The 22,514-nt window shown below is 69.4% G+C and carries 20 protein-coding genes; 9 read left to right on the forward strand and 11 right to left on the reverse strand.

The genetic code is table 11. The features are described 5' to 3' along the window. Nucleotides 1–194: 194 nt before the first annotated feature. The 4 genes from pgsA to ACRSBM_RS09425 are packed head-to-tail and all read left to right on the forward strand — an operon-like array spanning nt 195 to nt 3,752. A complete protein-coding gene (gene pgsA / locus ACRSBM_RS09410) occupies nt 195–797 on the forward strand; it encodes a phosphatidylinositol phosphate synthase (RefSeq protein ID WP_434441944.1) in 603 nt (200 codons plus the stop codon). After that, the gene (locus ACRSBM_RS09415; protein WP_434441947.1) at nt 794–1,696 is read left to right on the forward strand and encodes a phosphatidylinositol mannoside acyltransferase; all 903 of its coding nucleotides are present in this window, start codon (nt 794–796) and stop codon (nt 1,694–1,696) included. The genes pgsA and ACRSBM_RS09415 overlap by 4 nt, the downstream gene beginning before the upstream one ends. Then, on the forward strand, nt 1,693–2,805 hold the full coding sequence (locus tag ACRSBM_RS09420; protein ID WP_434441950.1) for a glycosyltransferase family 4 protein: 1,113 nt from the start codon (nt 1,693–1,695) through the stop codon (nt 2,803–2,805). The genes ACRSBM_RS09415 and ACRSBM_RS09420 overlap by 4 nt, the downstream gene beginning before the upstream one ends. Beyond that, the gene (locus ACRSBM_RS09425) at nt 2,802–3,752 is read left to right on the forward strand and encodes an NUDIX hydrolase (RefSeq protein ID WP_434441953.1); all 951 of its coding nucleotides are present in this window, start codon (nt 2,802–2,804) and stop codon (nt 3,750–3,752) included. The genes ACRSBM_RS09420 and ACRSBM_RS09425 overlap by 4 nt, the downstream gene beginning before the upstream one ends. 83 nt (nt 3,753–3,835) lie before the next feature. On the opposite strand, the gene ACRSBM_RS09430 is transcribed toward ACRSBM_RS09425, so the two are convergent. From ACRSBM_RS09430 to ACRSBM_RS09465, 8 genes are all read right to left on the reverse strand, one after another. Continuing rightward, nucleotides 3,836–4,828 (reverse strand): TIGR03842 family LLM class F420-dependent oxidoreductase, encoded by a 993-nt coding sequence (locus ACRSBM_RS09430; protein WP_434441955.1) that lies wholly within the window; start codon nt 4,826–4,828, stop codon nt 3,836–3,838. Between the two features lie 15 nt (nt 4,829–4,843). Beyond that, nucleotides 4,844–6,229, reverse strand: a complete 1,386-nt coding sequence (gene hydA / locus ACRSBM_RS09435) for a dihydropyrimidinase (protein WP_434441957.1) — start codon at nt 6,227–6,229, stop codon at nt 4,844–4,846. Continuing rightward, nucleotides 6,226–7,068, reverse strand: coding sequence for a nitrilase-related carbon-nitrogen hydrolase (locus ACRSBM_RS09440; protein WP_090012906.1), 843 nt, complete (start codon nt 7,066–7,068; stop codon nt 6,226–6,228). The genes hydA and ACRSBM_RS09440 overlap by 4 nt, the downstream gene beginning before the upstream one ends. Continuing rightward, nucleotides 7,065–8,573 (reverse strand): NCS1 family nucleobase:cation symporter-1, encoded by a 1,509-nt coding sequence (locus ACRSBM_RS09445; protein WP_434441960.1) that lies wholly within the window; start codon nt 8,571–8,573, stop codon nt 7,065–7,067. The genes ACRSBM_RS09440 and ACRSBM_RS09445 overlap by 4 nt, the downstream gene beginning before the upstream one ends. A 221-nt stretch (nt 8,574–8,794) precedes the next feature. Beyond that, entirely contained in the window at nt 8,795–9,550 is a 756-nt protein-coding gene (locus ACRSBM_RS09450; RefSeq protein ID WP_434441963.1) for a hypothetical protein, read from the reverse strand. A 490-nt stretch (nt 9,551–10,040) separates the two neighbouring features. After that, a complete protein-coding gene (locus tag ACRSBM_RS09455) occupies nt 10,041–10,544 on the reverse strand; it encodes a hypothetical protein (protein ID WP_434441966.1) in 504 nt (167 codons plus the stop codon). A gap of 36 nt (nt 10,545–10,580) precedes the next feature. Continuing rightward, nucleotides 10,581–11,204, reverse strand: a complete 624-nt coding sequence (locus ACRSBM_RS09460) for a class I SAM-dependent methyltransferase (RefSeq protein ID WP_434441968.1) — start codon at nt 11,202–11,204, stop codon at nt 10,581–10,583. A gap of 17 nt (nt 11,205–11,221) precedes the next feature. After that, a complete protein-coding gene (locus ACRSBM_RS09465; RefSeq protein ID WP_434441971.1) occupies nt 11,222–11,767 on the reverse strand; it encodes a MerR family transcriptional regulator in 546 nt (181 codons plus the stop codon). Nucleotides 11,768–11,895: 128 nt separating this feature from the next. Here ACRSBM_RS09465 and ACRSBM_RS09470 point away from each other — a divergent pair, with 128 nt between their 5' ends. After that, the gene (locus ACRSBM_RS09470) at nt 11,896–12,345 is read left to right on the forward strand and encodes a hypothetical protein (protein WP_434441973.1); all 450 of its coding nucleotides are present in this window, start codon (nt 11,896–11,898) and stop codon (nt 12,343–12,345) included. A 30-nt stretch (nt 12,346–12,375) separates the two neighbouring features. Here the strand turns inward: ACRSBM_RS09470 and ACRSBM_RS09475 are convergent, their stop codons facing one another. Continuing rightward, nucleotides 12,376–13,968 (reverse strand): PucR family transcriptional regulator, encoded by a 1,593-nt coding sequence (locus ACRSBM_RS09475; protein ID WP_434441975.1) that lies wholly within the window; start codon nt 13,966–13,968, stop codon nt 12,376–12,378. Nucleotides 13,969–14,074: 106 nt separating this feature from the next. Between ACRSBM_RS09475 and ACRSBM_RS09480 the strand changes: the two genes are divergently transcribed. The 3 genes from ACRSBM_RS09480 to ACRSBM_RS09490 are packed head-to-tail and all read left to right on the forward strand — an operon-like array spanning nt 14,075 to nt 17,056. Further along, entirely contained in the window at nt 14,075–15,358 is a 1,284-nt protein-coding gene (locus ACRSBM_RS09480; RefSeq protein WP_434441978.1) for an aspartate aminotransferase family protein, read from the forward strand. Beyond that, nucleotides 15,355–16,836: a CoA-acylating methylmalonate-semialdehyde dehydrogenase gene (locus ACRSBM_RS09485; RefSeq protein ID WP_434441981.1), complete on the forward strand. Its 1,482-nt coding sequence runs from the start codon at nt 15,355–15,357 to the stop codon at nt 16,834–16,836. The genes ACRSBM_RS09480 and ACRSBM_RS09485 overlap by 4 nt, the downstream gene beginning before the upstream one ends. A 37-nt stretch (nt 16,837–16,873) precedes the next feature. Further along, complete coding sequence (locus ACRSBM_RS09490; protein ID WP_434441983.1) at nt 16,874–17,056, forward strand: DapH/DapD/GlmU-related protein; 183 nt, start codon at nt 16,874–16,876, stop codon at nt 17,054–17,056. Here ACRSBM_RS09490 and ACRSBM_RS09495 read toward each other — a convergent pair whose 3' ends face one another. Continuing rightward, nucleotides 17,057–19,114 (reverse strand): elongation factor G-like protein EF-G2, encoded by a 2,058-nt coding sequence (locus ACRSBM_RS09495; protein WP_434441986.1) that lies wholly within the window; start codon nt 19,112–19,114, stop codon nt 17,057–17,059. It abuts the gene before it with no gap. Nucleotides 19,115–19,361: 247 nt separating this feature from the next. On the opposite strand from ACRSBM_RS09495, the gene pdxS reads away from it, so the two are divergent. Beyond that, nucleotides 19,362–20,255 (forward strand): pyridoxal 5'-phosphate synthase lyase subunit PdxS, encoded by an 894-nt coding sequence (gene pdxS, locus ACRSBM_RS09500; protein WP_434441988.1) that lies wholly within the window; start codon nt 19,362–19,364, stop codon nt 20,253–20,255. Between the two features lie 80 nt (nt 20,256–20,335). On the opposite strand, the gene helR is transcribed toward pdxS, so the two are convergent. Continuing rightward, nucleotides 20,336–22,507 carry an RNA polymerase recycling motor ATPase HelR gene (gene helR, locus ACRSBM_RS09505; RefSeq protein WP_434441991.1) on the reverse strand — a complete coding sequence of 724 codons (2,172 nt, stop codon included), beginning with the start codon at nt 22,505–22,507 and terminating at the stop codon, nt 20,336–20,338. Between the last annotated feature and the right edge of the window lie 7 nt (nt 22,508–22,514).

A 22,514-nucleotide genomic window follows, 5' to 3' on the forward strand; every position in this document is an offset into this window, starting at 1 on the left:
GGTCGTGGCTCCGCCTCGGGCGGGGGCACGCGCGATCCCCGGACGTCCCGCCCGCTCGTGGACCGCACCACCACCTTGTCCTGCGAGCCGGCGACCTTCACCCCGAGCGCGAGCCGCGTCCCCTCACTCGCGCCCGCCCGCCGCCTCACCCGCGAGCGGTGCGTTTCAGCAGTCCAGCTAGGCTGCGACCTGCCATGCTGAACATCTTCGCTCGCGCGTCCGTCTCGCGCGTCACCGATCCGGTCGGGGCGTGGCTGCTGGCGCGTGGCCTCACGCCCAACGCCGTCACCGTGGTCGGCACGATCGGTGCCGTGGCGAGCGCGCTGTGGTTCATCCCCCGCGGTCAGCTGTTCCTCGGGTGCGCGCTGGTGGCGTTCTTCGTGCTGCTCGACCTGCTCGACGGCGCCATGGCCCGTGCCCAGGGGCCCACCAAGTTCGGCGCCGTCCTCGACGCCACCTGTGACCGCATCGCGGACGGGGCGCTGTTCGCGGCGCTCACCTGGTACGCGTTCGACACCGGCGACCGGTGGACGGCCGCGGCCGGGTTCATCTGCCTGGTCGCCTCGCAGGTCATCTCGTACGTGAAGGCACGCGCCGACGCGACCGGGCTGTCGGCCGACGGCGGGCTGGCCGAGCGGGCCGAGCGCTTCATCGTGGCGCTGATCGGTGCCGGCGTGCAGGGTCTGGGCGTGCCGTACCTGATGGGCATCTCGCTGTGGCTGCTCGCGGTCATGACGGTCGCGACGGTGCTGCAGCGGATCTTCGCCGTGGCGAAGTCGGCGCGGGAGGCCGCGTGAACCTCGTGACCCTCGGGTACAGCGCCGGGTGGCGGCTGATCCGCCTGCTGCCGGAGTCGTGGGCGCGCGGGTTGTTCCGCGCGGGCGCGGACTACGCGGCGAAGCGCAAAGGCCCGAGCGTCGAGCAGCTGCGCACGAACCTGCGGCGGGTCGTGCCGCAGGCGGGCGAGGAGGAGCTCGACGACCTGGTGCGCGACTCGTTGCGGTCGTACGCGCGCTACTGGCGCGAAGCGTTCCGGCTGCCGTCGATGGATCTGCGCGCCCTCCACGAGCAGCGCAGGTTCCAGGTGTCCGGCCAGGAGAACCTCGACGCGGCGCTGGAGAACGGCACCGGCGCGATCGCCGCCCTGCCGCACAGCGGCAACTGGGACATGGCGGGCGTCTGGCTGGTCGGCCACTCCGGCACGTTCACGACGGTGGCCGAGCGGCTGAAGCCCGAGTCGCTGTACCGCAAGTTCGTGGAGTTCCGCGAGACCCTCGGCTTCGAGGTGGTGCCCCTGCACGGCGGCGACCGTCCACCTGCGACGGTGCTGGCCGAGCGCCTGCGGGACAACAAGGTCGTGTGCCTGCTCAGCGACCGCGACCTGACGTCGTCCGGCGTGCCGGTGACGTTCTTCGGCGAGCAGACCCTGATGCCCGCGGGCCCGGCGCACCTGGCCGCCACGACGGGCGCCGCGCTGCTGCCGGTCGGCTGCTGGTTCACCGAGGACGGCTGGCACTTCCGCATCCACCCGCCGATCAAGGTCAGCACCGTCCAGGCCGCCACCCAGGCCGTCGCGGACGTGTTCGCCGCCGACATCGCCGCCCACCCGGCCGACTGGCACATGCTGCAGAAGCTCTGGCTCGCCGACCTGCCGGAGAGCCGCCGCACCGCACTGGCCAGGAGGCTCGCGCGGTGAAGGTAGGCATCGTCTGCCCGTACTCCTTGGACGTACCAGGGGGAGTGCAGGCCCACGTGGTCGACCTCGCGCGCGCCCTGATCGGCCTCGGGCACGAGGTGAACGTCCTCGCGCCCGCCGACGACGAGCAGGCGCTGCCGCCGTTCGTCACCTCCGCGGGCCGGGCGGTCGGCATCCCCTACAACGGTTCCGTGGCGCGGCTGAGCTTCGGCCCCGTCTCCTACACGCGGGTCCGCCGCTGGATCGAAGAGCACGAGTTCGACGTGTTGCACCTGCACGAGCCCACGGCGCCGTCGCTGTCGTTCCTCGCATTGGTGGTCGCCGACGGCCCGATCGTCGCCACGTTCCACACCTCGACGCCGCGCTCCAAGATGCTCTCGGCGCTCCAGGGCGTGCTGCAGCCGTTCCTGGAGAAGGTCACCGCCCGCATCGCCGTCTCGGCGCTGGCCCGGCGCGTCCAGGTCGAGCACCTCGGTGGCGACGCCGTGGAGATCCCGAACGGCGTCGACGTCGACTTCTTCGCCTCGGCGTCCACTTTGGACGGCTACCCCCGCGCGGGCGGCACGATCGGCTTCGTCGGCCGCTACGACGAGCCGCGCAAGGGCATGCCGATCCTGTGGGAGGCGTTCGGCCTGATCGCCGACGAGTTCCCCGACCTGCGGCTGCTCGTCGTGGGCCGCGGCGACAGCCCGTTCGACGGACCGTACGCCGATCGCGTGGACCTGCTCGGCCAGGTCGGCGACGAGGACAAGGCGAGGATGCTGCGCTCGCTCGACGTCTACGTCGCCCCGAACACGGGCGGCGAGTCGTTCGGCATCATCCTGACCGAGGCGATGTCCGCCGGCACCGCCGTGGTCGCGTCGGACCTCGACGCCTTCCGCCGCGTCCTGGACGACGGCAAGGCGGGCGTGCTGTTCCCGGTCGGCGACGCCTCCGGCCTTGCCGACGCGTTGCGCTCGGTGTTGCGGGACTCGGCCCTGCGCGCCGAGTACGTCGACCTGGCCTCGGCCCGCGTGCAGGCCTTCGACTGGTCCGTGGTCGCGAGCCAGGTGCTGCGCGTCTACGAGACGGCCATCGCCGCCGACCCGCGCCGGGTGAGCGAGGCATGACGGCGTTCCTGGTCGTCGTGCTGGTAGCGCTGCTGCTGGCCGCCTGGATCCTGGCGATGGCGAACCGCCTCGACCGTCTGCACGTCCGCACGGACGCCGCCTGGGCCGCGCTGGACGCAGCCCTGGCCCGTCGCGCCGTCGTGGTGCGGGCGCTGCTGGATCCCGCGCTCTCGGCAGCCGCTTCCCGCGCCGAATCCGCCGCACGCTCCGAACGCGAGCTCGCCGAGAACGAGCTCTCCGGCCTGCTGGGCGCCCTGGACCGCTCGTCTCTGGCCCCAGCACTGGCTTTCGAGCTCGCCGACGCCGAAGAACGAGTCGTGCTCGCCCGCCGCGTCCACAACGACGCCGTCCGCGACACGCTGCAGCAACGCCGCCGCCGCGTGGTCCGCTGGCTGCGCCTCGCCGGCACCGCACCGCAGCCGTCGTACTTCGAGATCGCCGAACCCTCGTCCCCGTCCGACGCGGTGATGCTCAAGCCCCGCCCGTCCGCCCGCGTGGTGCTGACGGATCGTGAGGGCCGCGTGCTGCTGTTCCAGGGCTTCGACCCCGCGCGCCCGCAGGAACTCTTCTGGTTCACCGTCGGCGGCGGCGTCGAGGACGGCGAGGAGCTGCGCGACGCGGCCGTGCGCGAGGCCTTCGAGGAGACCGGCGTGAAGCTGGCACCCGAGTCGCTGGTCGGCCCGGTGTGGCGGCGGCGCGCGGTGTTCAGCTTCGACGGGGTGACGTTCGACGCGGAGGAGTGGTTCTTCCACGCCTCCGTCGACAGCGACCTGTCCATCGACACCTCGGGGTTCAACGACGTCGAGGAGACCACCATCTCCGGGCACCGGTGGTGGAGCGCGGAGGAGCTGGAAGCCACCGAGGACACCGTCTATCCGGTGCAGCTGGCCGAACTCCTGCCCACGCTCGCCTCGGAGTGGGACGGCGAGATCCGCACCGTCCGCTGAGCCTCGGCCGGCAGTGAGGTTGATGAGGAGAGCTTCCCCGACCTCAGGTGATGAATGCTCCCCTCATCAACGTCGCCTCGCGTTCAGACGGCGGAGATGATCGCCGACCCGTAGGCGTCGCGCGTCTTGTCCTTCTCGTCGTGCATCAGGTAGAGCGCGAAGTTGTCGACGCCGATCTCCTTCAGCTCCTGCAACCGCTCGACGTGCGCCGACTCCGGCCCGACCAGGCAGAAGCGGTCCACGATCGCGTCCGGCACGAAGTCGGTCGACCGGTTGCCCGCCCTGCCGTGGTGGGAGTAGTCGTAGCCCTCGCGGTCCTTGATGTAGTCGGTCAGGGCCTTGGGCACGGCGCCCGAGTCGCCGTAGCGCGCCACGAGGTCCGCGACGTGGTTGCCGACCATGCCGCCGAACCACCGCAGCTGGTCCCGCTGGTGCGGAAGATCGGTTCCGACGTAGGCCGGTGCCGCCACGCACATCGTGATGGCCGACGGGTCGCGTCCGGCGGCCACCGCGGCCTCGCGGACCGAGCCGATCGTCCAGCGGGCGATGTCCGGGTCGGCGGTCTGCAGGATGAAGCCGTCGGCCTGCTCGCCGACCATCTTCAGCGCCTTGGGACCGTACGCGGCCATCCACATCTCGAGCTTTCCGTTGCGCACCCACGGGATCCGCACGGCCGTGCCGTGGTGCTCGACCTCACGACCCTCGGCCAGCTCCTTGATCACGTGCATCGCGGAACCCAGGGTCGCGAGCGACGCGGGTTTCTGGCCGATCACACGGCGGGCCGAGTCGCCCCGGCCGATGCCGCAGACCGTGCGGTTGCCGAACATGTCGTTCAGCGTCGCGAACAGCGATGCCGTCACCGACCAGTCGCGTGTGGACGGGTTGGTGACCATCGGGCCGACGACCAGGTCGCGGGTGGCCGACAGGACCTGCGAGTAGATGACGAACGGTTCCTGCCACAGCACGCAGGAGTCGAACGTCCAGCCGTAGCGGAAGCCGCAGTCCTCGGCCGCGCGGAGGCCTTCCACCACGTCCCGCGCCGGCGGGTCGGTCTGCAGCACTACACCGAAGTCCACGGGTGACCGCCTTTCTCAGACGAGGTACTGGTTGAGGTCGCGGGACACGAACCGGCCGTGGCCCGTCGAACCGTGGTACGCGCCGTCCGCGATCACCTTGCGGCCGCGGGAGAACACGGTGTCGACCTTGCCGGTGACTTCGAAGCCCTCGTAGGCCGAGTAGTCCACGGCCATGTGGTGGGTCTCGGCGGAGATCGTCTGCGACGCCGTGGGGTCGTAGATCACGACGTCCGCGTCGGCTCCCGGTGCGATCACGCCCTTGCGCGGGTACATGCCGAACATGCGCGCGGGAGTCGTGGAGACGATCTCGACCCAGCGTTCGCGGGTGATCTCGCCCTTCACGACGCCCTGGTGCAGCAGGTCGACGCGGTGTTCGACGCCAGGCATGCCGTTGGGGATCTTGGAGAAGTCGCCGAGCCCCAGCTGCTTCTGGTCCTTGAAGCAGAACGGGCAGTGGTCGGTGCTCACCACCGAGAGGTCGTTGGTCCGCAGCCCGCGCCACAGCGACGACTGGTGTTCCTTGGGGCGCAACGGAGGCGACGCCACGTACTTCGCGCCTTCGAAGCCCGGCCTGGCCAGGTCCTCCAGCGACAGGTACAGGTACTGCGGGCACGTCTCGGCGAACACGTTCTGGCCCGTGTCCCGCGCGGCCGTCACGGCGTCCAGCGCTTGCGCGGCCGACAGGTGCACGATGTAGAGCGGTGAACCGGTCACCTTCGCGAGCTGGATCGCGCGCGAGGTGGCCTCGCCCTCCAGTTCCGGCGGCCGGGTCAGGCCGTGCTGCACCGGGTCCCCCAGGCCGGACGCCAGCGCCTGCGCGACGAGCTGGTCGATCGCGATGCCGTTCTCGGCGTGCATCATGATCGTGGCGCCGGTCTCGCGCGCCTTCTGCATGGCGCGCAGGATCTCGCCGTCCGTCGCGTAGAAGACGCCGGGGTAGGCCATGAACATCTTGAAGCTGTTCACCCCGGCCGCGATGCACGACTCCATCTCCTTGAGCGACTCGTCCGTCACGTCGGAGATGATCATGTGGAAGCCGTAGTCGACCGCGCAGTTGCCGTCCGCCTTGCTGTGCCACTTGTCCAGAGTGGACAGCAGGCTGCTTCCCTTGGGCTGCACGGCGAAGTCGACGATCGTGGTGGTGCCGCCCCACGCCGCCGCGGTCGTGCCGGTCTCGAAGGTGTCCGCGGACTGGGTGCCGCCGAACGGCATCTCCATGTGCGTGTGCGCGTCGATGCCGCCGGGGATGACGTACTTCCCCGCCGCGTCGATGACTTCGTCGGCCTGCACCTCGAATCCGGGCGTGACGAGCGCGGCGATGTGCTCGCCGTCGATCAGCACGTCGGCGGCGTGCGAGCCGGTCGCGTTGATGACCAGGCCGTTGCGGATCAGAACACTCACGGCGTCACCAGACCCTCGTAGGTGTCGGGGCGGCGGTCGCGGTAGAACGCCCACGTGTCGCGGACCTCGGTCAGCAGGTCCAGGTCGAGGTCGCGCACGACGAGCTCTTCCTCGGTGTCGGACGCCGCGTCGCCGACGAGCTGGCCGCGCGGCGACACGAAGTAGGTCTGGCCGTAGAACTCGTTGTCACCCAACGGTTCCACGCCCACGCGGTTGATCGCGCCGACGAAGTACTCGTTCGCCACGGCCGCGGCGGGCTGCTCCAGCTTCCACAGGTACTCGCTCAGCGACCGGGACGTCGCCGACGGGTTGAACACGATCTTCGCACCCGCGAGGCCGAGAGCACGCCAGCCCTCGGGGAAGTGGCGTTCGTAGCAGATGTAGACGCCGATCCGGCCGACCGCCGTGTCGAACACGGGATAGCCGAGATTGCCGGGCTTGAAGTAGAACTTCTCCCAGAAGCCCTTCACCTGCGGGATGTGGTTCTTGCGGTACTTGCCGAGGTACGTGCCGTCCGCGTCGATCACGGCCGCGGTGTTGTAGTAGACGCCCGGCTGTTCCACCTCGTACATCGGCACGATCAGCACGATGTTGTTCTGCGCGGCCACTTCCTGCATCAACGCCGTCGTGGGGCCGTCCGGGATCGACTCGGTGTAGGAGTAGAAGTCCGCGTCCTGCACCTGGCAGAAGTACGGGCCGTAGAAGAGCTCCTGGAGGCACAGCACCTGCGCGCCCTGCGATGCGGCGGCGCGGATGTGCTCGACCGCGTTCGCGATCATCGACTCCTTGTCGCCCGTCCACTTCTGTTGGACGAGCGCCGCCCGGATGATGTTGCTCACCTGGTCGTCTCCTTTGCGGTGTTGTCCTTGAGAGCGAGGAAGACCAGGAAGCCGGCGACGAAGCCGACCACCCAGTTGTAGTCGTAGAGCGGCTTGAGGAACGGGATCAGCCCGTCCGCCGGGAACGGTCCGCCGTAGGCGCCACCGACCGCGAGCACGGAGCCCACGAGCGTCGCCACGACGGCACGCCAGTTCCAGCCGCCGTTGAACCAGTACGCGCCCCGCCCGTCCAGGTAGAGGTCCTGCAGCTGCAGCTCGGTCTTCTTGATCACCCAGTACCCGGCGACGAACACGCCGGCGACGCTCGCGAGGAGCCCGCCGTAGAACCCGAGCCACGCGAAGATGTAGATGCTCGGGTCGGAGATCAGCCGCCACGGCTGGATCACGATGCCGATGACACCGGTGATCAGCCCGCCGATCGCGAACGTGATGCGCTTGGGGAAGGCGTTCGAGAAGTCGTACGACGGGCTGACGACGTTCGCCGCGAGGTTCGCCGAGATCGTGGCCAGCACCAGCGAGATCAGCGCGACGATCACCAGCAGCGTGTTGTCGAAGCGAGACGCGAGGTCGGCCGGGTCCCAGATCGCCTCGCCGTACAACGCCTGCGCGCCGGACGTGGTCAGGATCGCGACGATCGCGATGAACGACATCGTGGTCGGCAGACCGAGGATCTGCCCGATCGCCTGCTTGCGCTGACTGCCGCCGAACCGCGTGAAGTCCGGCATGTTCAGCGACAGCGTCGACCAGAACGCGATCATGCCCATCAGCGCGGGGAAGAAGACCTTCCAGAAGTCCGCTCCCCAGCCGAGCTTGCTGGGCGTCTCGAGGATCGGCCCGAAGCCGCCCGCCTTCACCAGCACGTAGCCCAGCAGGATCAGGAACCCGACGCTGACCAGCGGCGCCGTCCAGTTCTCGAACCGCCGGATCGCCTCCATGCCGCGCCAGATCACGAGCATCTGCACGACCCAGAAACCGAAGAAGCACAACCACAACGTCCACGGCTGCCCGCCGATCTGCGACGCCTTCGTCCAGCCGTCGCCGGTCAGCCGGCCGATGATCACGTGCAGCGCCTTGCCGCCCACCCACGTCTGGATGCCGAACCAGGCACAGGCGATGAAAGCGCGCAGCAACGCCACCAGGTTCGCGCCGCGGATGCCGTAGAAGGCGCGGGCGAACACGGGGAACGGGATGCCGTACTTCGTGCCCGCGTGGCTGTTGAGCAGCATGGGGACCAGCACGATCAGGTTGCCGAGGGTGATCGTGACGAAGGCCTGCACCCAGTCCATGCCGATCGCGATCAACGACGCCGCGAGCGTGTAACTGGGGATGTTGTGCGCCATGCCCATCCACAGCGCGAAGAAGTTGTACGTCGTCCATGTCCGCTGCTCGACGGGCACGGGCGCGAGCTCGGGGTTGAAGAACCTGCTGTCCTGGATGGGACGCACGTCGCTCAGTTCGACGCGGCCGTCCGGTGTGACCTGGGGCGGAGAGGACTCGACTGCCATCGTTCAACCCCCTGTTACGCTGCTGAAACACGGCGAACGCGGTCAGATTCCATCCCGGAATCCTGGGTCCGCTGTCGCGGGTGTGGCAGTGTCAGAGTGTCCACGCTTGGCATGATCGGCGCACGTTGTGTCCATTGCGCCTGGGAGTGGTGTCTTCACGCGGCACAGGCGCTTGGTCCCGCTCCTCAGGGAAGCGGGACCAAGCGCCCGCCATGAGACGGTCAGCAGAGCGCGCTGGGGACTTGCAGGAAACTGTGAGAATAGGACCACTTCGGGACGTACGGGCGCGGGATAGCGGTATGCCCTCCCTGGTCTCTCGCCGGAGGCTGGTAGCTGGCTGTCACTTCCGCGAGGCTCACGAAGTAATCCATCGAGTTGGTCGAACGCAGGTTTGTGAAATCAATGGAGAACCATGTGGCGTAGGGAATTGGGCAGCTGAGTGTGAAAGTCCAGCTCTTCTCCGAGATGGATTCAGGCAAGGACGTCTGTCCCAGTACGTGGGTCATGCCGTTCTTATGGACTTTCACCGTCGCTGTCCCCGGCAGGTTGTCTGTTGGCATGTCCGTCCGGGGGTAGATTTCGATGTGGCTAGTGCCGTTCCCTAGTTGCATGTTGGACGGAGTCACGGTGACGGTCTCCGTCGCGGTCGGTGTCTTGTAATAGCCGCTGAGCCATCCTCGGCTCTGGTTGGGAGAGTGAGCAATTGTATCTCGCAGAAGTTCGCGGCAGATGTACCAGGGGCAATATTCAGTACTGGTGGTGGTCGTGACAGCCTGTGCTCGGTAGAGCACGGGCTGCAAGGCATAGAGTGCTTTCCGTGCACGCTCCATCGCCAGAGAAAAATCGCTGACCGGGTAGGAGAGCTCGTCCGATGCTGTCGTTTTGGCGTCGTTGCAGCCGAGGTCCGAGCCGCAGTTGATCGCCGCGACGGCGTTCGCTGCCACAGGGCGTTTGTCGTCTGCTTCGACCATGCCCATCTCGAGAGCTTGGACGTAGTTGGTGGTCGCGTTGTACGCGTGCAGAAATTCCTCGTTCGTGTACGCGTTCGCCGGAGAGGTGAGGGTGGTTGAGATTAGTGTGAATGCTGCTGAGGCGACCAGAAGCCTGTGATGTCTACGATGCATTTTTGCCTCTTGGAGACTGGAGGAGGAGGAGGAGCGGCGCGCGAGTTGTGTTCGGCGCCACTGGCATCGTAAGTCTCGAAAATCAACCACACGGGGTTGTGACGGCTTTGCCCTTTAGTACGGTTATGGTGGGCAGTTGCCTGGGCAGCGCCCCAGGAAGTGTGTACCTTTGGTAAATCAACAGCCGTCGTTCGGACCTCGACGAGGCTGTCGCCGGACACGAGCTCGGCGGGGCGGGGGCGTGCTGGCGGCGCGCTCAGCCCATGTCGTGGACGAGTGGCACACCGGGGCGTTCAGCACGAATGCGGTGATCGGGGCCGCGTGCTGCTGGACGCATTGCGGTTCACCGCGCGCCGGCTTTGAGGCGCACCACGGCCGTGCCCGCCTTGCGGTCGTGCCAGGTGCGCGTCCCGCGCAGGTCCAGCGACTCCACCGCGGACAGCACGAGCATCACCAGACCGCCCACCAGCAGCAGCGGCGCGAGCCATCCCGACGACGCCACCGCCAGGTGCTCGCCGACGACGACCCACGGCTGTTGCCAGCCGAGGCCCGCCATCAACGCCGGCTCCCGCCAGCCCAGACCGGTCAGCACGAGCACCATGCCCGCGCCCGGCAGCGCGGTCGTGACGAGCGTGCGGGCCAGCACGCGTCTGAGGCTCAGGCCGGCCGCGGGGCCCACCACACGCAGCCCCGTCAGGACTTTGCCGAGGCTGTTGAGCCGGAGCAGCAGGGCGTCGTACACCGCCGCGCAGAGCACCACCAGCACGGGCTCGTGGACCAGCGGCCACGCCACGACCAGCACCAGGAGCCAGTCGAGCAGACGGGCGATCAGCCGACGAACGAGCATGATTCACGCTATTCGGCGGGAGTCCGCCATAAGTGGTCAGTTCATAGTCAGTTCACGTTCGAATTCCGCGATCCAGCGGCCCCCGTCGCGCTGGACCTTGCGAGTGGACAGGCCGTCCGTCTGGAACGCGTTGATCTCGGACGGCATCAGCGGCCACGGCGGACCGTCCGCGACCGTGCCCTCGTCGCGGGCCACGGCCAGCACCAGCAGCCGCGCCCCGGTCAGCCATGCCACGCGTTCGATGGCCGCGGCGTGCAGGTCGATCGGCAACGCCTGGACGGTCATGTTCTCCACCACCAGGTCGAACGCCCGGTGCCACTCGGCGGGCGGGTTCAGCAGGTCGGCGACGACGTACGAGACGGGGGACCGCGGGTAGCGCGCCTTGACGGCGGCGATGGCGGTGGGGGAGATGTCGAACGCGACCACGTCGAACCCCAGCGAGGCCAGGAACTCCGAGTCGCGGCCGAGACCACAGCCCACGACCAGCGCGCGCCGGCCAGCGCCGTCGACGCCGGCCGCCCACTCGACGAGGTGCGGCTGCGGATGGGGAACGTCCCACGGAACGGAGGCCCGGCCGGCGTCGGCCTCCACGTAAAGATCTTCGAACCAGCCGGTCGGGTTGGCGGTTTGCAGGCGGCGTGCGTCGTCATCAGCGGACATGACGACACCTTGTCAACTCATCTGGCGGCGCGCGCCCGATTTACGTAACCGACCAGGCCGTCGCCGGCGGGCCACTGACGCGGTTCCCGCACCAGCTCGAGCCAGGACGCCTTCACCGCCTCCACGGCCTCCGTGCCCATCGCCGCGGCGCGGGACCGCAGATCGCCGAGCTGGTCGGCGGTGAAGTAGCTCTCGTACACGGCCGTCAGCTCCAAAGTGGACAGAAGGGACTCGGTGGTGTGCCCGTCGAGCAGCGCCGTGAGCCGTGACCGCAGCACCTCGGCCTGCCGCGCCTGCGCGGTGAGCGCGGCGAGCTGGGCCTGGAAGATCGGCCGCAACGAGTCCGAACGGGACAGTGCCGAGCGGACCTCCTCCAGCGACAGACCGAGCCGGCGCAGCGATCTCACCTGATAGAGACGGCGAACGTCGTCCGGTGTGTACCGACGGTGACCGGAGGTCGTTCGCTCGGAAGTGGCGACCAGTCCGACCTCGTCGTAGTGGTGCAACGTGCGGACCGTCAGTCCGCTCGCTTTGGCCAGGTCACCGATGCTCCAACGGGTCACGGCACGACCGTAGGACCTCCCGCCGCGTGAGGTTCAAGCCCTGAACACCCGATCGAGCGAGTTAATTCGCGAACCGAACGCGCCGATGAATACGAAGATCGGTCCCCAAATCCAGATTGAGGAAAACTGTGTCTCGTTCAGGACTGTTCCGCGCCGCCGCCCTCCTCGCCGCCAGCGCCGCCCCGCTGCTCGCGGGCTCGGCCAGCGCCGCTGAGGTGCCGCAGCTGAACAGCGGCCTTCCCGATGTCGGCGCGGACAAGCTGATCACCGACGCCACGAAGCTCGCGAACCCGCTCGATGCGGCCAGCGCTCTCCAGCTGTCGCAGGTCCAGGCGCCTGTGGTCGAGGACCTGCAGCTGCCCGCGCTTCCCGGCGTCCCGGTCGGGCAGGAGCGCGCCCTCCCGACCCCGATCGCGGCCGAGGTCGGCCAGATCGCGGGCCTGCCGGACCCCCGCGACCTGCCGGGCACCGCGAGCATCGGCAACCTGCCGTCGCCGGGCCTGCCCAACCTGGCGGCCAACAACGTCGTGCCGAACCCGTCCGTTCTCTCGGGCACCCTCCCGACGATCAACGGCTGAGTTGCACGCGGAAAATGGGCCCGTGCGCGCTCACGGGCCCATTTCGTGCACCAACAGCGCCACGTAGAGCGACAGCACGGACTCCGGGTCCTCCAGCGAGACGCCCAGGACCTGCTCGATCCGCCCCAGCTGCTGGTAGTAGGCCGTGCGCGACAGGTGTGCCGCCGAAGCGGCCGCCGACTTGTTGCCGCCGTTCTCGCACAGGCACCGCAGCAGCTCCACCAGCCGCGAGCCCTGTGCCGTGTCGCGCGCCAGCAACGGGCCGAGCTCGCGGTCCGCGAACGCCCGCACCCGCTCGTCCTCGCGCAGCAGGTGCAGCAGGCCGCGCAGCCGCACGTCGTCGAGCCGGTGGTAGAGCTGGGATCCCGGCGCCCGCAACGCCGCCCCGGCCACGTGCGCGGCCTCGCCCAACGACCGGCGAACGTCCGTTGTGGACGCCACGGTCGTGCCGACGGCGATGACCACCGGGGAGGCCGCCGTCCGGTGGATCTCGCGCGCGACCTTGCGCAGCACCCCTTCCACGCCCACGGTCAGCGGCACCGACAGCAGCGCCCGCACCGACGTGTCGTCCACGACGCCGACCAGTGCCGCGACCGTCACCCGCCGCCCGGCCAGCGCCGCCGCCTCGGCGAGATCGCGCAGGACCTCCTGCGTGGCAAGCGCCTGGCCCTGCAGCACGGACACCGGCCGGACCGCCACGCCGATCAGCTGCCGCCGTTCCAGCGGCACACCGAGCGCCGCCGCCCGCGCGCCCAGATCCGGCGACTGCGGCGACTGACCGAGCAGCTGTGCCAGCAGGGTGCGGTGCGTCTGCCGTTCCAGCGACTCGCGGTCACGCGCGACCAGCCGGTGCACGGCCAGGGCGGACGCCGCGCGCTCGGCCACCACGACGTGCCGGTGCGGCGGCGGCTCCGGTGACACGAGCACGAGGCGGCCCCAGTCCGCGCCGCGCGCGCCCACGATCGTGATCAACCAGCCGGATGTGGTGTCGTAGGCGGTCCGCTCGGACACCGTGACGGCCCGTGAGCGCGCCGCCCAGTCGTCCAGCAGCGCCGCGGGATCGTGCCCGGCCGCGTCGTAGGCGAGCACGTCGTGGCCCAGCGTCTCCAGCACGACCGGCAGCCCGGACGTGCGCGCCACCTCGCGCAGCACCTCGGCGGGCTCGGCACCGGCGACCGTCAGCGCCGTGAACGTCTCGTGCACCTGCTCGGCGGCCCGCAGCTCGGCGAGCTGGGCGTCCACGATCAACGCCACCACCGCCTCCGTCACGGCCACGTACTTGGTCTCCTCGGAGAGCGTGAGCAGCGGCAGCCCGTGGTGCTCAGCGGCCGTCACCAGCGCGGCCGGCACGTCGTCCCGCCATCGCCTGCCCAGTTCGACGACGAGCCCGGCGCAGCCGACGGCGGCCAGTTCCTCGACGTAGCGGGCGAGGCCGGACTCGGGCAGCATCACGCCGGTCGTGAGCACCAGCTCGCCCCCGCGCAGCAGCGGCGCGATGTCTGCGATCTCCGCCACATGCACCCAGCGCACCCGTCGGCCCAGACCGGCCGACCCGGCCACCAAACGAGGCTTTCCCTGCCGGATCACCGGCAGAGCGACGACTTCGGCGACCGTCGGGTACATGGACACAACGTAATGCCAACCAGCCGATCCGGGTACAGGTTGTGCATGGCGGCGAACCGGCCGTCCCAGCAGACTCTCGGGTCAGGTGAGAACCCCTGGAGGAGAGATGGCCCACAAGGAGCTGCTGGCACGGCACCGCGCGGTGATGCCGGAGTGGCTGGCCCTCTACTACGACGAGCCCATCGAGATCGCGAGCGCCGAGGGGCGCCGGGTGACCGACCGCGAGGGCACGACCTACCTGGACTTCTTCGCGGGCATCCTGACCAACGCCATCGGCTACGACGTCGCGGAGATCAGCGACGCCATCCGCGCGCAGCTCGACACCGGCGTGCTGCACAGCTCGACGCTCTACCTGATCCGCTCCCAGGTCGAACTGGCCGAGAAGATCGCGGAACTGAGCGGCATCCCGGACGCCAAGGTGTTCTTCACCAACTCCGGCACCGAGGCCAACGAGACCGCGCTGATGCTCGCCACCCAGGCGCGCCGCAGCGAACAGGTCCTGGCCCTGCGCAACAGCTACCACGGCCGGGCGTTCGCCACGATCGCCATCACGGGCAACCGCGGCTGGTCGGCGTCCGCGCTGTCGCCGATCAAGGTCAGCTGGGTGCACGGCGGCTACCGCTACCGCAGCCCGTTCCGGCACCTGGACGACAAGGACTACATCAAGGCCTGCGTCGACGACCTGCGCGAGATCATCGAGACGACCACGTCCGGCGACGTCGCCTGCATGATCGCCGAGCCGATCCAGGGCGTCGGCGGCTTCACCTCCCCGCCCGACGGCCTGTTCCGCGCGTTCAAGGACGTCCTGGACGAGTACGGGATCCTCTTCGTCTCCGACGAGGTGCAGACCGGCTGGGGCCGCACCGGCGAGCACTTCTGGGGCATCCAGGCGCACGACGTGGTGCCGGACGCGATGACGTTCGCCAAGGGCCTCGGCAACGGCCTCGCGATCGGCGGCGTGGTCGCGCGCGGCGACCTGATGGACTCGATCAACGCCAACTCGATCTCGACCTTCGGCGGCAACCCGATCTCCACGGCCGGCGCGCTCGCCACCGTGAACTACCTGCTCGAGCACGACCTGCAGGCCAACGCGGCCAAGCTCGGCTCGCGCCTGCTCGCGGGCCTGCGCGAGCTCGCCGAGAAGCACCCGGTCATCGGTGACGTGCGCGGCAAGGGCCTGATGGTCGGCGTCGAGTTCGTCGGTCCGGAGGGCGAGCCGAACGCGGCCGCCGCGGCCACGGTGCTCGGCGAGTCGAAGGCGCTCGGGCTCCTCGTCGGCAAGGGAGGCCTGTACGGCAACGTGATCCGCCTTGCCCCGCCGATGACCCTGACCGAGGACGAACTGGAAGAGGCGCTGGGCATCCTGGCGCGGGCGGTGGAGCGCGCATGATCAGGCACTGGATCAACGGCAAGCCCTGGGACGACACCCCGGAACGGCTCGGTGACGTCTACGACCCGGCCACCGGCAAGGTGGCCCAGCAGGTCGCCTTCGCTTCGGTGTCCGAAGTGGACGCCGCGGTCGACGCCGCCGCGGAAGCGTTCGCGTCCTGGCGGAACGCGTCACTGGCGCAACGCATGACCGTGATGTTCAAGTTCCGCGAGCTGCTCAACGACCGCAAGGGTGATCTCGCGAAGATCGTCTCCGCGGAGCACGGCAAGGTCGTGTCCGACGCCGGCGGCGAGATCCAGCGGGCGCTGGAGTCGGTCGAGTACGCCTGCGGGATCCCCCAGCTGCTCAAGGGCGGGTTCAGCGAGAACGCGTCGACCCGCGTGGACGTCTACTCGATCCAGCAGCCGGTGGGCGTGGTCGGCGTGATCTCGCCGTTCAACTTCCCCGCGATGGTCCCGCTGTGGTTCGTGCCGACCGCAATCGCTTGCGGCAACGCGGTCGTGCTGAAACCGTCCGAAAAGGACCCATCGGCGTCGAACTTCGTCGCGGAGCTGTTCGCCGAGGCCGGACTGCCCGACGGCGTGCTGAACGTCGTGCACGGCGACAAGGTGGCCGTCGACCGGCTGCTGGAGCACCCGGTCGTGAAGGCGATCTCGTTCGTCGGCTCCACCCCGATCGCCCGGTACGTCTACGAGACCGGCACCGCGCACGGCAAGCGTGTGCAAGCTCTGGGCGGCGCCAAGAACCACATGGTCGTGCTGCCTGACGCCGACCTCGACCTGGCCGCGGACGCCGCGGTGTCCGCCGGGTTCGGCTCGGCGGGGGAGCGGTGCATGGCGATCTCGGTCGTCGTGGCAGTGGGCGATGTCGGCGACCCGCTGGTCTCGAAGATCAAGTCGCGGATCGCCGACGTCAAGGTCGGTTCCGGCGCGTCGTGCGAGATGGGACCACTCGTCACCGGCGTGCACCGGGACAAGGTCACGTCCTATTTGGACGCCGGGGTCGAGGCCGGTGCGGTTCTCGCGGTCGACGGGCGCGACCACCCGATCGACGGTGACGCGAGTGGGTTCTGGCTCGGGCCGACGCTGTTCGACCACGTCGGCACGGACATGACGATCTACACCGACGAGATCTTCGGACCGGTGCTGTCGGTCGTCCGCTGCGCCACCTATGAAGAAGCCGTCGAGATGGTGAACACCAACCGGTACGGCAACGGCACCGCGATCTTCACCAACGACGGCGGCGCCGCCCGCCGGTTCCAGAACGAGATCGAGGTCGGCATGGTCGGCGTGAACGTGCCGATCCCCGTGCCGGTCGCCTACTACTCGTTCGGCGGGTGGAAGGAATCGCTGTTCGGCGACGCGCACGCGTACGGGCCGCACGGCGTGCACTTCTTCACCCGGTCGAAGGTGGTCACCTCGCGGTGGCTCGACCCGTCGCACGGTGGCGTGAACCTCGGGTTCCCGCAGAACACCTAGCAGTCAGTCGGGGGAGCACGGCCAGCCGGGTGCCCAGGTGCGCTCCACGGGCGTGCTCCGTCGAAGGCTGTGCGGAATCGGGGCCTCCGCGATGGTCCTGCAGGGCGTGACGGTCGGCGAGGACGCCGTCGTGGCTGCCGGGGCCGTGGTCACCCGTGACGTCCCCGCCCGCACCCTCGTGGCCGGTGTACCGGCGGCGGTCCTCCGGACGATCGGCTGACTACCTCCCCGTGCGCGCCACCAGCGCCTCCGGCAGCGGGTCGTACCGGGAGAACCGGCGGGTGAACGTGCCGGTGCCCGACGTGAGCGACCGCAGTTCGATCGCGTACCGCAGCAGTTCCGACGACGGCACCTCCGCGCGGATCACCGTGCGCCCGCCCTCGTCCGCCTCGGTGCCGAGCACGCGGCCACGCCGGCCGGACAGGTCCCCCAGCACGGTCCCGAGGTGCTCGTCGGGCAACCGGATCGCTAGCTCGTCCATGGGTTCGAGCAGCTGCGTGCGCCCGACGGCGGCGGCTTCCTTCAACGCCAGGGCACCCGCCGTCTGGAACGCGGCGTCCGAGGAGTCGACGGAGTGTGCTTTGCCGTCGACGAGGGTCACCCGGACGTCGACGACAGGGGTGCCGTCGCGCAGGCCTCGTTCCAGCTGTGCCCGCACGCCCTTCTCGACGGAGGGGATGAACTGGTGGGGGACCGACCCGCCGACGACCTTGTCCACGAACTCGAAGCCGGAGCCGCGGGGCAGCGGTTCCACCACGATGTCGCACACCGCGTACTGGCCGTGACCTCCAGATTGCTTGACGTGCCGGCCGTGGCCTTTCGCCGGTCCCGCAAAGGTTTCGCGCAGGGCCACGCGGACCGGTTCGGTGTCGATCTCCGCACCGCCGGCGCGCAGGCGGGCCAGCACGACGTCGGCGTGGGCCTCGCCCATGCACCACAGGACCATCTGGTGCGTCTCGGCGTTGCGGTCCAGGCGCAGGGTCGGGTCGCTCGCGACCAGGCGGTTGAGGTTGCGGGCGAGGTTGTCCTCGTCGCTGCGGGTGCGCGGCACGACGGCGATAGGCAGCAACGGTTCCGGCATGTCCCACGGCGCCACAAGCAGTGGCTTCTCGGGGGCGGAGACGGTGTCGCCGGTTTCGGCGGTGGCGAGTTTGGTGAGTGCGCACAGGTCGCCGGCCACGCAGTAGGGCACCTCGCGCAGGGAGGAACCGAGCGGCGAGTAGATGTGGGCGACGCGCTCGTCGGCGTCGTGGTCCTCGTGTCCGCGGTCGGCCATGCCGTGGCCGGAGACGTGCACGGGCCGTTCGGGGCGCAGGGTGCCGGAGAAGACGCGGACCAGCGACACGCGGCCGACGTAGGAGTCCACCGCGGTGCGGACGACCTCGGCGACGAGTGGCCCGTCCGGGTCGGCGGCCATGCGGGGCTGCGGGATGCCATCCACCGACGTCACGGACGGAAGCTCGTGCTCCAGCGGTGACGGGAACGCGCGCGCGATGCCGTCCAACAGCTCCGTCAAGCCCATGCCGGTCGCGGCGCACACGGGCATCACGGGGTGGAACGAGCCGCGCGCGACGGCGGTCTCCAGGTCGGCGATCAGCGTGTCCTGGTCGATCTCCTCGCCCGCCAGGTAGCGGTCCATGAGGGTCTCGTCCTCGCTCTCGGCGATGATCCCCTCGATCAACGCCGCGCGTTCGTCCGGGTAGTTCTCACCGGACGTCAGCAACCCGACCAGCGAGTCGCCCTCCTGCATGTACAGCTGTACGACACCGGCGCCGAACGCCGCCTGGCACTCGATGACCTCGTTGGAGAAGTTCGCTCGGTGGTGGTCGGTGCGTGTGATGACGACGGCGCGAGGCATGCCTACGAGAGCGCACTCCTCCCACAGCGCGATGGTCGCCGAGTCGACGCCCTCGAAGGCGTTGACAACAAAAAGGGCCGCGTCCGCGGCCCGTAGTCCTGCCCTGAGCTCACCCACGAAGTCGACGTATCCGGGGGTGTCGATCAGGTTGATCTTGATGTCCCCGTGCTGGATCGGCGCGACGGCGAGGCCTACCGATCGTTGTTGTCGCACGGCGGCCGGGTCGTGGTCGCAGACCGTGGTGCCCTCGGTGACCGATCCCGCGCGGGTCAGCACGCCGGTGGCGGCGAGCAGGGCCTCGGTGAGCGTCGTCTTGCCCGCGCCGGACGGGCCGACGAGCACGACGTTGCGGACCTTGGCCGGGTCGTCCACAGCGACCGCGCCTGCCGGTGTCCCGTTGTCGGAGTGCTTGCTTCCCATGGCGACCTCCGTCAAGTCGTAGTGTTCGATCTCACACCCGTCCACCTCCCGGGGCAAGGGTTCAGACCCGACTGGATGTCGACCGGCTCACGCACGCGTCTCGCGGGCCCAGTCGGTGATACCGGTCACGACCTGCGGTTGATCGGAAAGTGGCCTTCTGATTCTCGGCTCCAGTGGCTTGGATGAGGGGGCCACGTCAGACGTACGGTGAGTTCACCAAGACTTCCCCTCGTGAAAGGTTGCCCCGGTGAGCACTGATCAGGTCACGGGTACCGCCCGCGTCAAGCGCGGCATGGCCGAGATGCTCAAGGGCGGCGTCATCATGGACGTGGTCGACGCCACCCAGGCGAAGATCGCGGAGGACGCGGGCGCCGTCGCCGTCATGGCACTCGAGCGCGTTCCCGCCGACATCCGCGCGCAGGGCGGCGTGGCCCGCATGAGCGACCCCGACCTGATCGACGGGATCATCAACGCCGTCTCGATCCCGGTGATGGCCAAGGCCCGCATCGGCCACTTCGTCGAGGCCCAGGTCCTCGCGTCGCTCGGCGTCGACTACATCGACGAGTCCGAGGTGCTCACCCCGGCCGACTACGCGAACCACATCGACAAGTGGGCGTTCACCGTTCCGTTCGTGTGCGGTGCGACGAACCTGGGCGAGGCGCTGCGCCGCATCACCGAGGGCGCGGCCATGATCCGCTCCAAGGGCGAGGCCGGCACCGGTGACGTCTCCAACGCCACCACGCACATGCGCAAGATCCGCCAGGAGATCCGCCGCCTGCAGAACCTCCCCGAGGACGAGCTCTACGTGGCCGCCAAGGAGCTCCAGGCGCCGTACGAGCTGGTCAAGGAGATCGCGCAGAACGGCAAGCTCCCCGTCGTGCTGTTCACCGCGGGTGGCATCGCGACCCCGGCCGACGCCGCGATGATGATGCAGCTCGGCGCCGAGGGCGTGTTCGTCGGTTCCGGCATCTTCAAGTCCGGCAACCCGGCCCAGCGCGCCGAGGCGATCGTGAAGGCCACCACCTTCCACGACGACCCGGACGTCATCGCCAAGGTCTCGCGCGGCCTGGGCGAGGCCATGGTCGGCATCAACGTCGACGACATCCCGGAGCCGCACCGCCTGGCCGAGCGCGGCTGGTAAGACGCAGCTTCACAGCGAAGGCGCACCGCATGAAGCGGTGCGCCTTCGCTGGTCAGAGCGTCACATCGACTGTACTTCAGTCATGTGCGCACCGTCTCGGCGAGACCGGACAGAGCAGCCGGCAACGGCTCGTGGTGCAACACGCCGAGCCGTTGCGTGGCACGGGTCAGCGCCACGTACAGCTCCGCCGCGCCGCGCGGCCCGTCCGCGAGGATCCGTTCCGGCTCGACGACGAGCACCGAGTCGTACTCCAGGCCCTTCGTCTCCGCGGCGGGCACCGTTCCGGGCATGCCGGGCGGGCCGATCACGACGCTCGTTCCCTCGAGAGCGGTCTCCTGCTTGACGAACTCCTCGATGGCCGCGGGCAGCTCGTCCGTGGTCACCCGGCGGGCCCACGGCTGAACACCGTTGGCGCGCACCGACTCCGGCGCCTGCACGTCCGGCGCGAACTCGGCCAGCACCCGTGCGGCGACGGCCATGATCTCCGCGGGCGTGCGGTAGTTGACCGTCAACGACCGGTACTCCCAGCGGCCCGGCACGTACGGTTCGAGCATCTCGGCCCACGAGGTGGCACCCGCCGCCGCACGACGTTGCGCCAGATCGCCCACCACCGTGAACGAACGACCGGGGCACCGGCGCATCAGGACCCGCCAGTCCATCTCGGACAGTTCCTGGGCCTCGTCGACCACGACGTGCCGGTAGGTCCAGCTCCGGTCCGCGAGCGCGCGTTCGACGAGCGTGCGCTGGTCGTGCTGCTCGAAGCGCTCGGCCAGGTCGCCTGCCTCCAGCATGTCCGTGGCGAAGAGGTGGTCCTCGTCGTCCATGTGGTCCACGCGACTGACCATGCTGTCGAGCACCTCGGCCGCGTACCGCGCCTCGGCCGCGCGTTCGGCCGCGGCGGCCTGGTCGACGGCCTGCTCGGTGCCGTCGCGGCCCAGCAGGTCGTGCAGCTCGTCGAGCAACGGCACGTCCGAGACCGTCCAGGCCTCGCCGTCCTCGCGGTGCAACGACGGGTCACCGCCCGCCGCGGCCAGTTGCTCCGGCGTCGTGTACAGGGAGCCGAGCAGCTCGAACGGCGTCATGATCGGCCACAGGGAGTCAAGCGCCGCAACGAAAGTCTCGTCGTCGTTGAGGTCCTGGACCAGACCGGCCCGCATCTCCTCCCAGGCCTGCTTGTCGGACCGGGACATCCAGCCCTTCCCGATCCGGCCGATCGCGCGTTCGGTCAGGACGTACGTGACGATCTCGCGGAACACCTTGCGGGCCTCGTTGTGCGGCAGACCGCTGTCGCGTGCCTCCTGCCGGGCCCACTCGGCGACGTCGGCGCCGATCTGCACGACGACGTCCTTCATGCCGATCGGGATCGGCTCGGCGGGGATCCGCTGCCGGGCGGCGACGGCCGCCTTCAGCACGTCGGCCATCTTGCGCGAACCCTTGGTCCGCGCGACTTCCGGCGTGTCCTCGGCGGTCACGACCAGGCCCGGCAACAGGCTGCCCGCGGTCGAGAACACGACGTCCGACTCGCCCAGCGACGGCAGCACGCGGCCGATGTGGTTGAGGAACGCGGGGTTCGGGCCGACGACGAGCACGCCGTGCCGTTCCATGCGCTCGCGCTGCGTGTACATCAGGTACGCGACGCGGTGCAGCGCCACGACGGTCTTGCCCGTGCCGGGCCCGCCCTCGATCACCAGCACGCCGGGGTGGTCGAGCCGGATGATCGCGTCCTGTTCGGACTGGATGGTCGCCACGATGTCGCGCATGCCCTCGCCGCGCGGCGCGTTCAATGCCTCCAGCAGGGCCACGTCGCCCTGCTCCTCACCGAGCTTGCCGAACACCTCGTCGGTGAACCCGGCCACCGAGCGCCGGCGGGTGAGGAACTGGCGGCGCCGGCGCATGCCCTCGGGGTTCGCGCCGGTGGCGGTGTAGAACGGCCGCGCCGCCGGCGCACGCCAGTCGAGCAGCAACGGTTCGAAGTCGTCGAACTCGTCGAACAGGCCGATCCTGCCGACGTAGGAGACGTCCCCGTCGGCGCTGTCGAGCCGGCCGAAGCACAGCCCGTAGTCGGCGACGTTCAGGCGCTTCATCTCACGGTGCCGGGCGCGCACCTCGTTGTCGCGATCCATGGCGGTCCCGCCGGTGCCACCCAGCGCCGACTGGTACGCGGCCTTCACCCGCGCACGTTCGCCATCGAGCCGTGCGTAGAGCCCGGCAACGTAGTCACGCTCGGACTGCAGTTCTTCTTCGTACCCCACGTGCTCC

It is taken from the genome of Lentzea xerophila (genome assembly GCF_051094245.1).
Taxonomy (GTDB): Bacteria; Actinomycetota; Actinomycetes; order Mycobacteriales; family Pseudonocardiaceae; genus Lentzea; species Lentzea xerophila.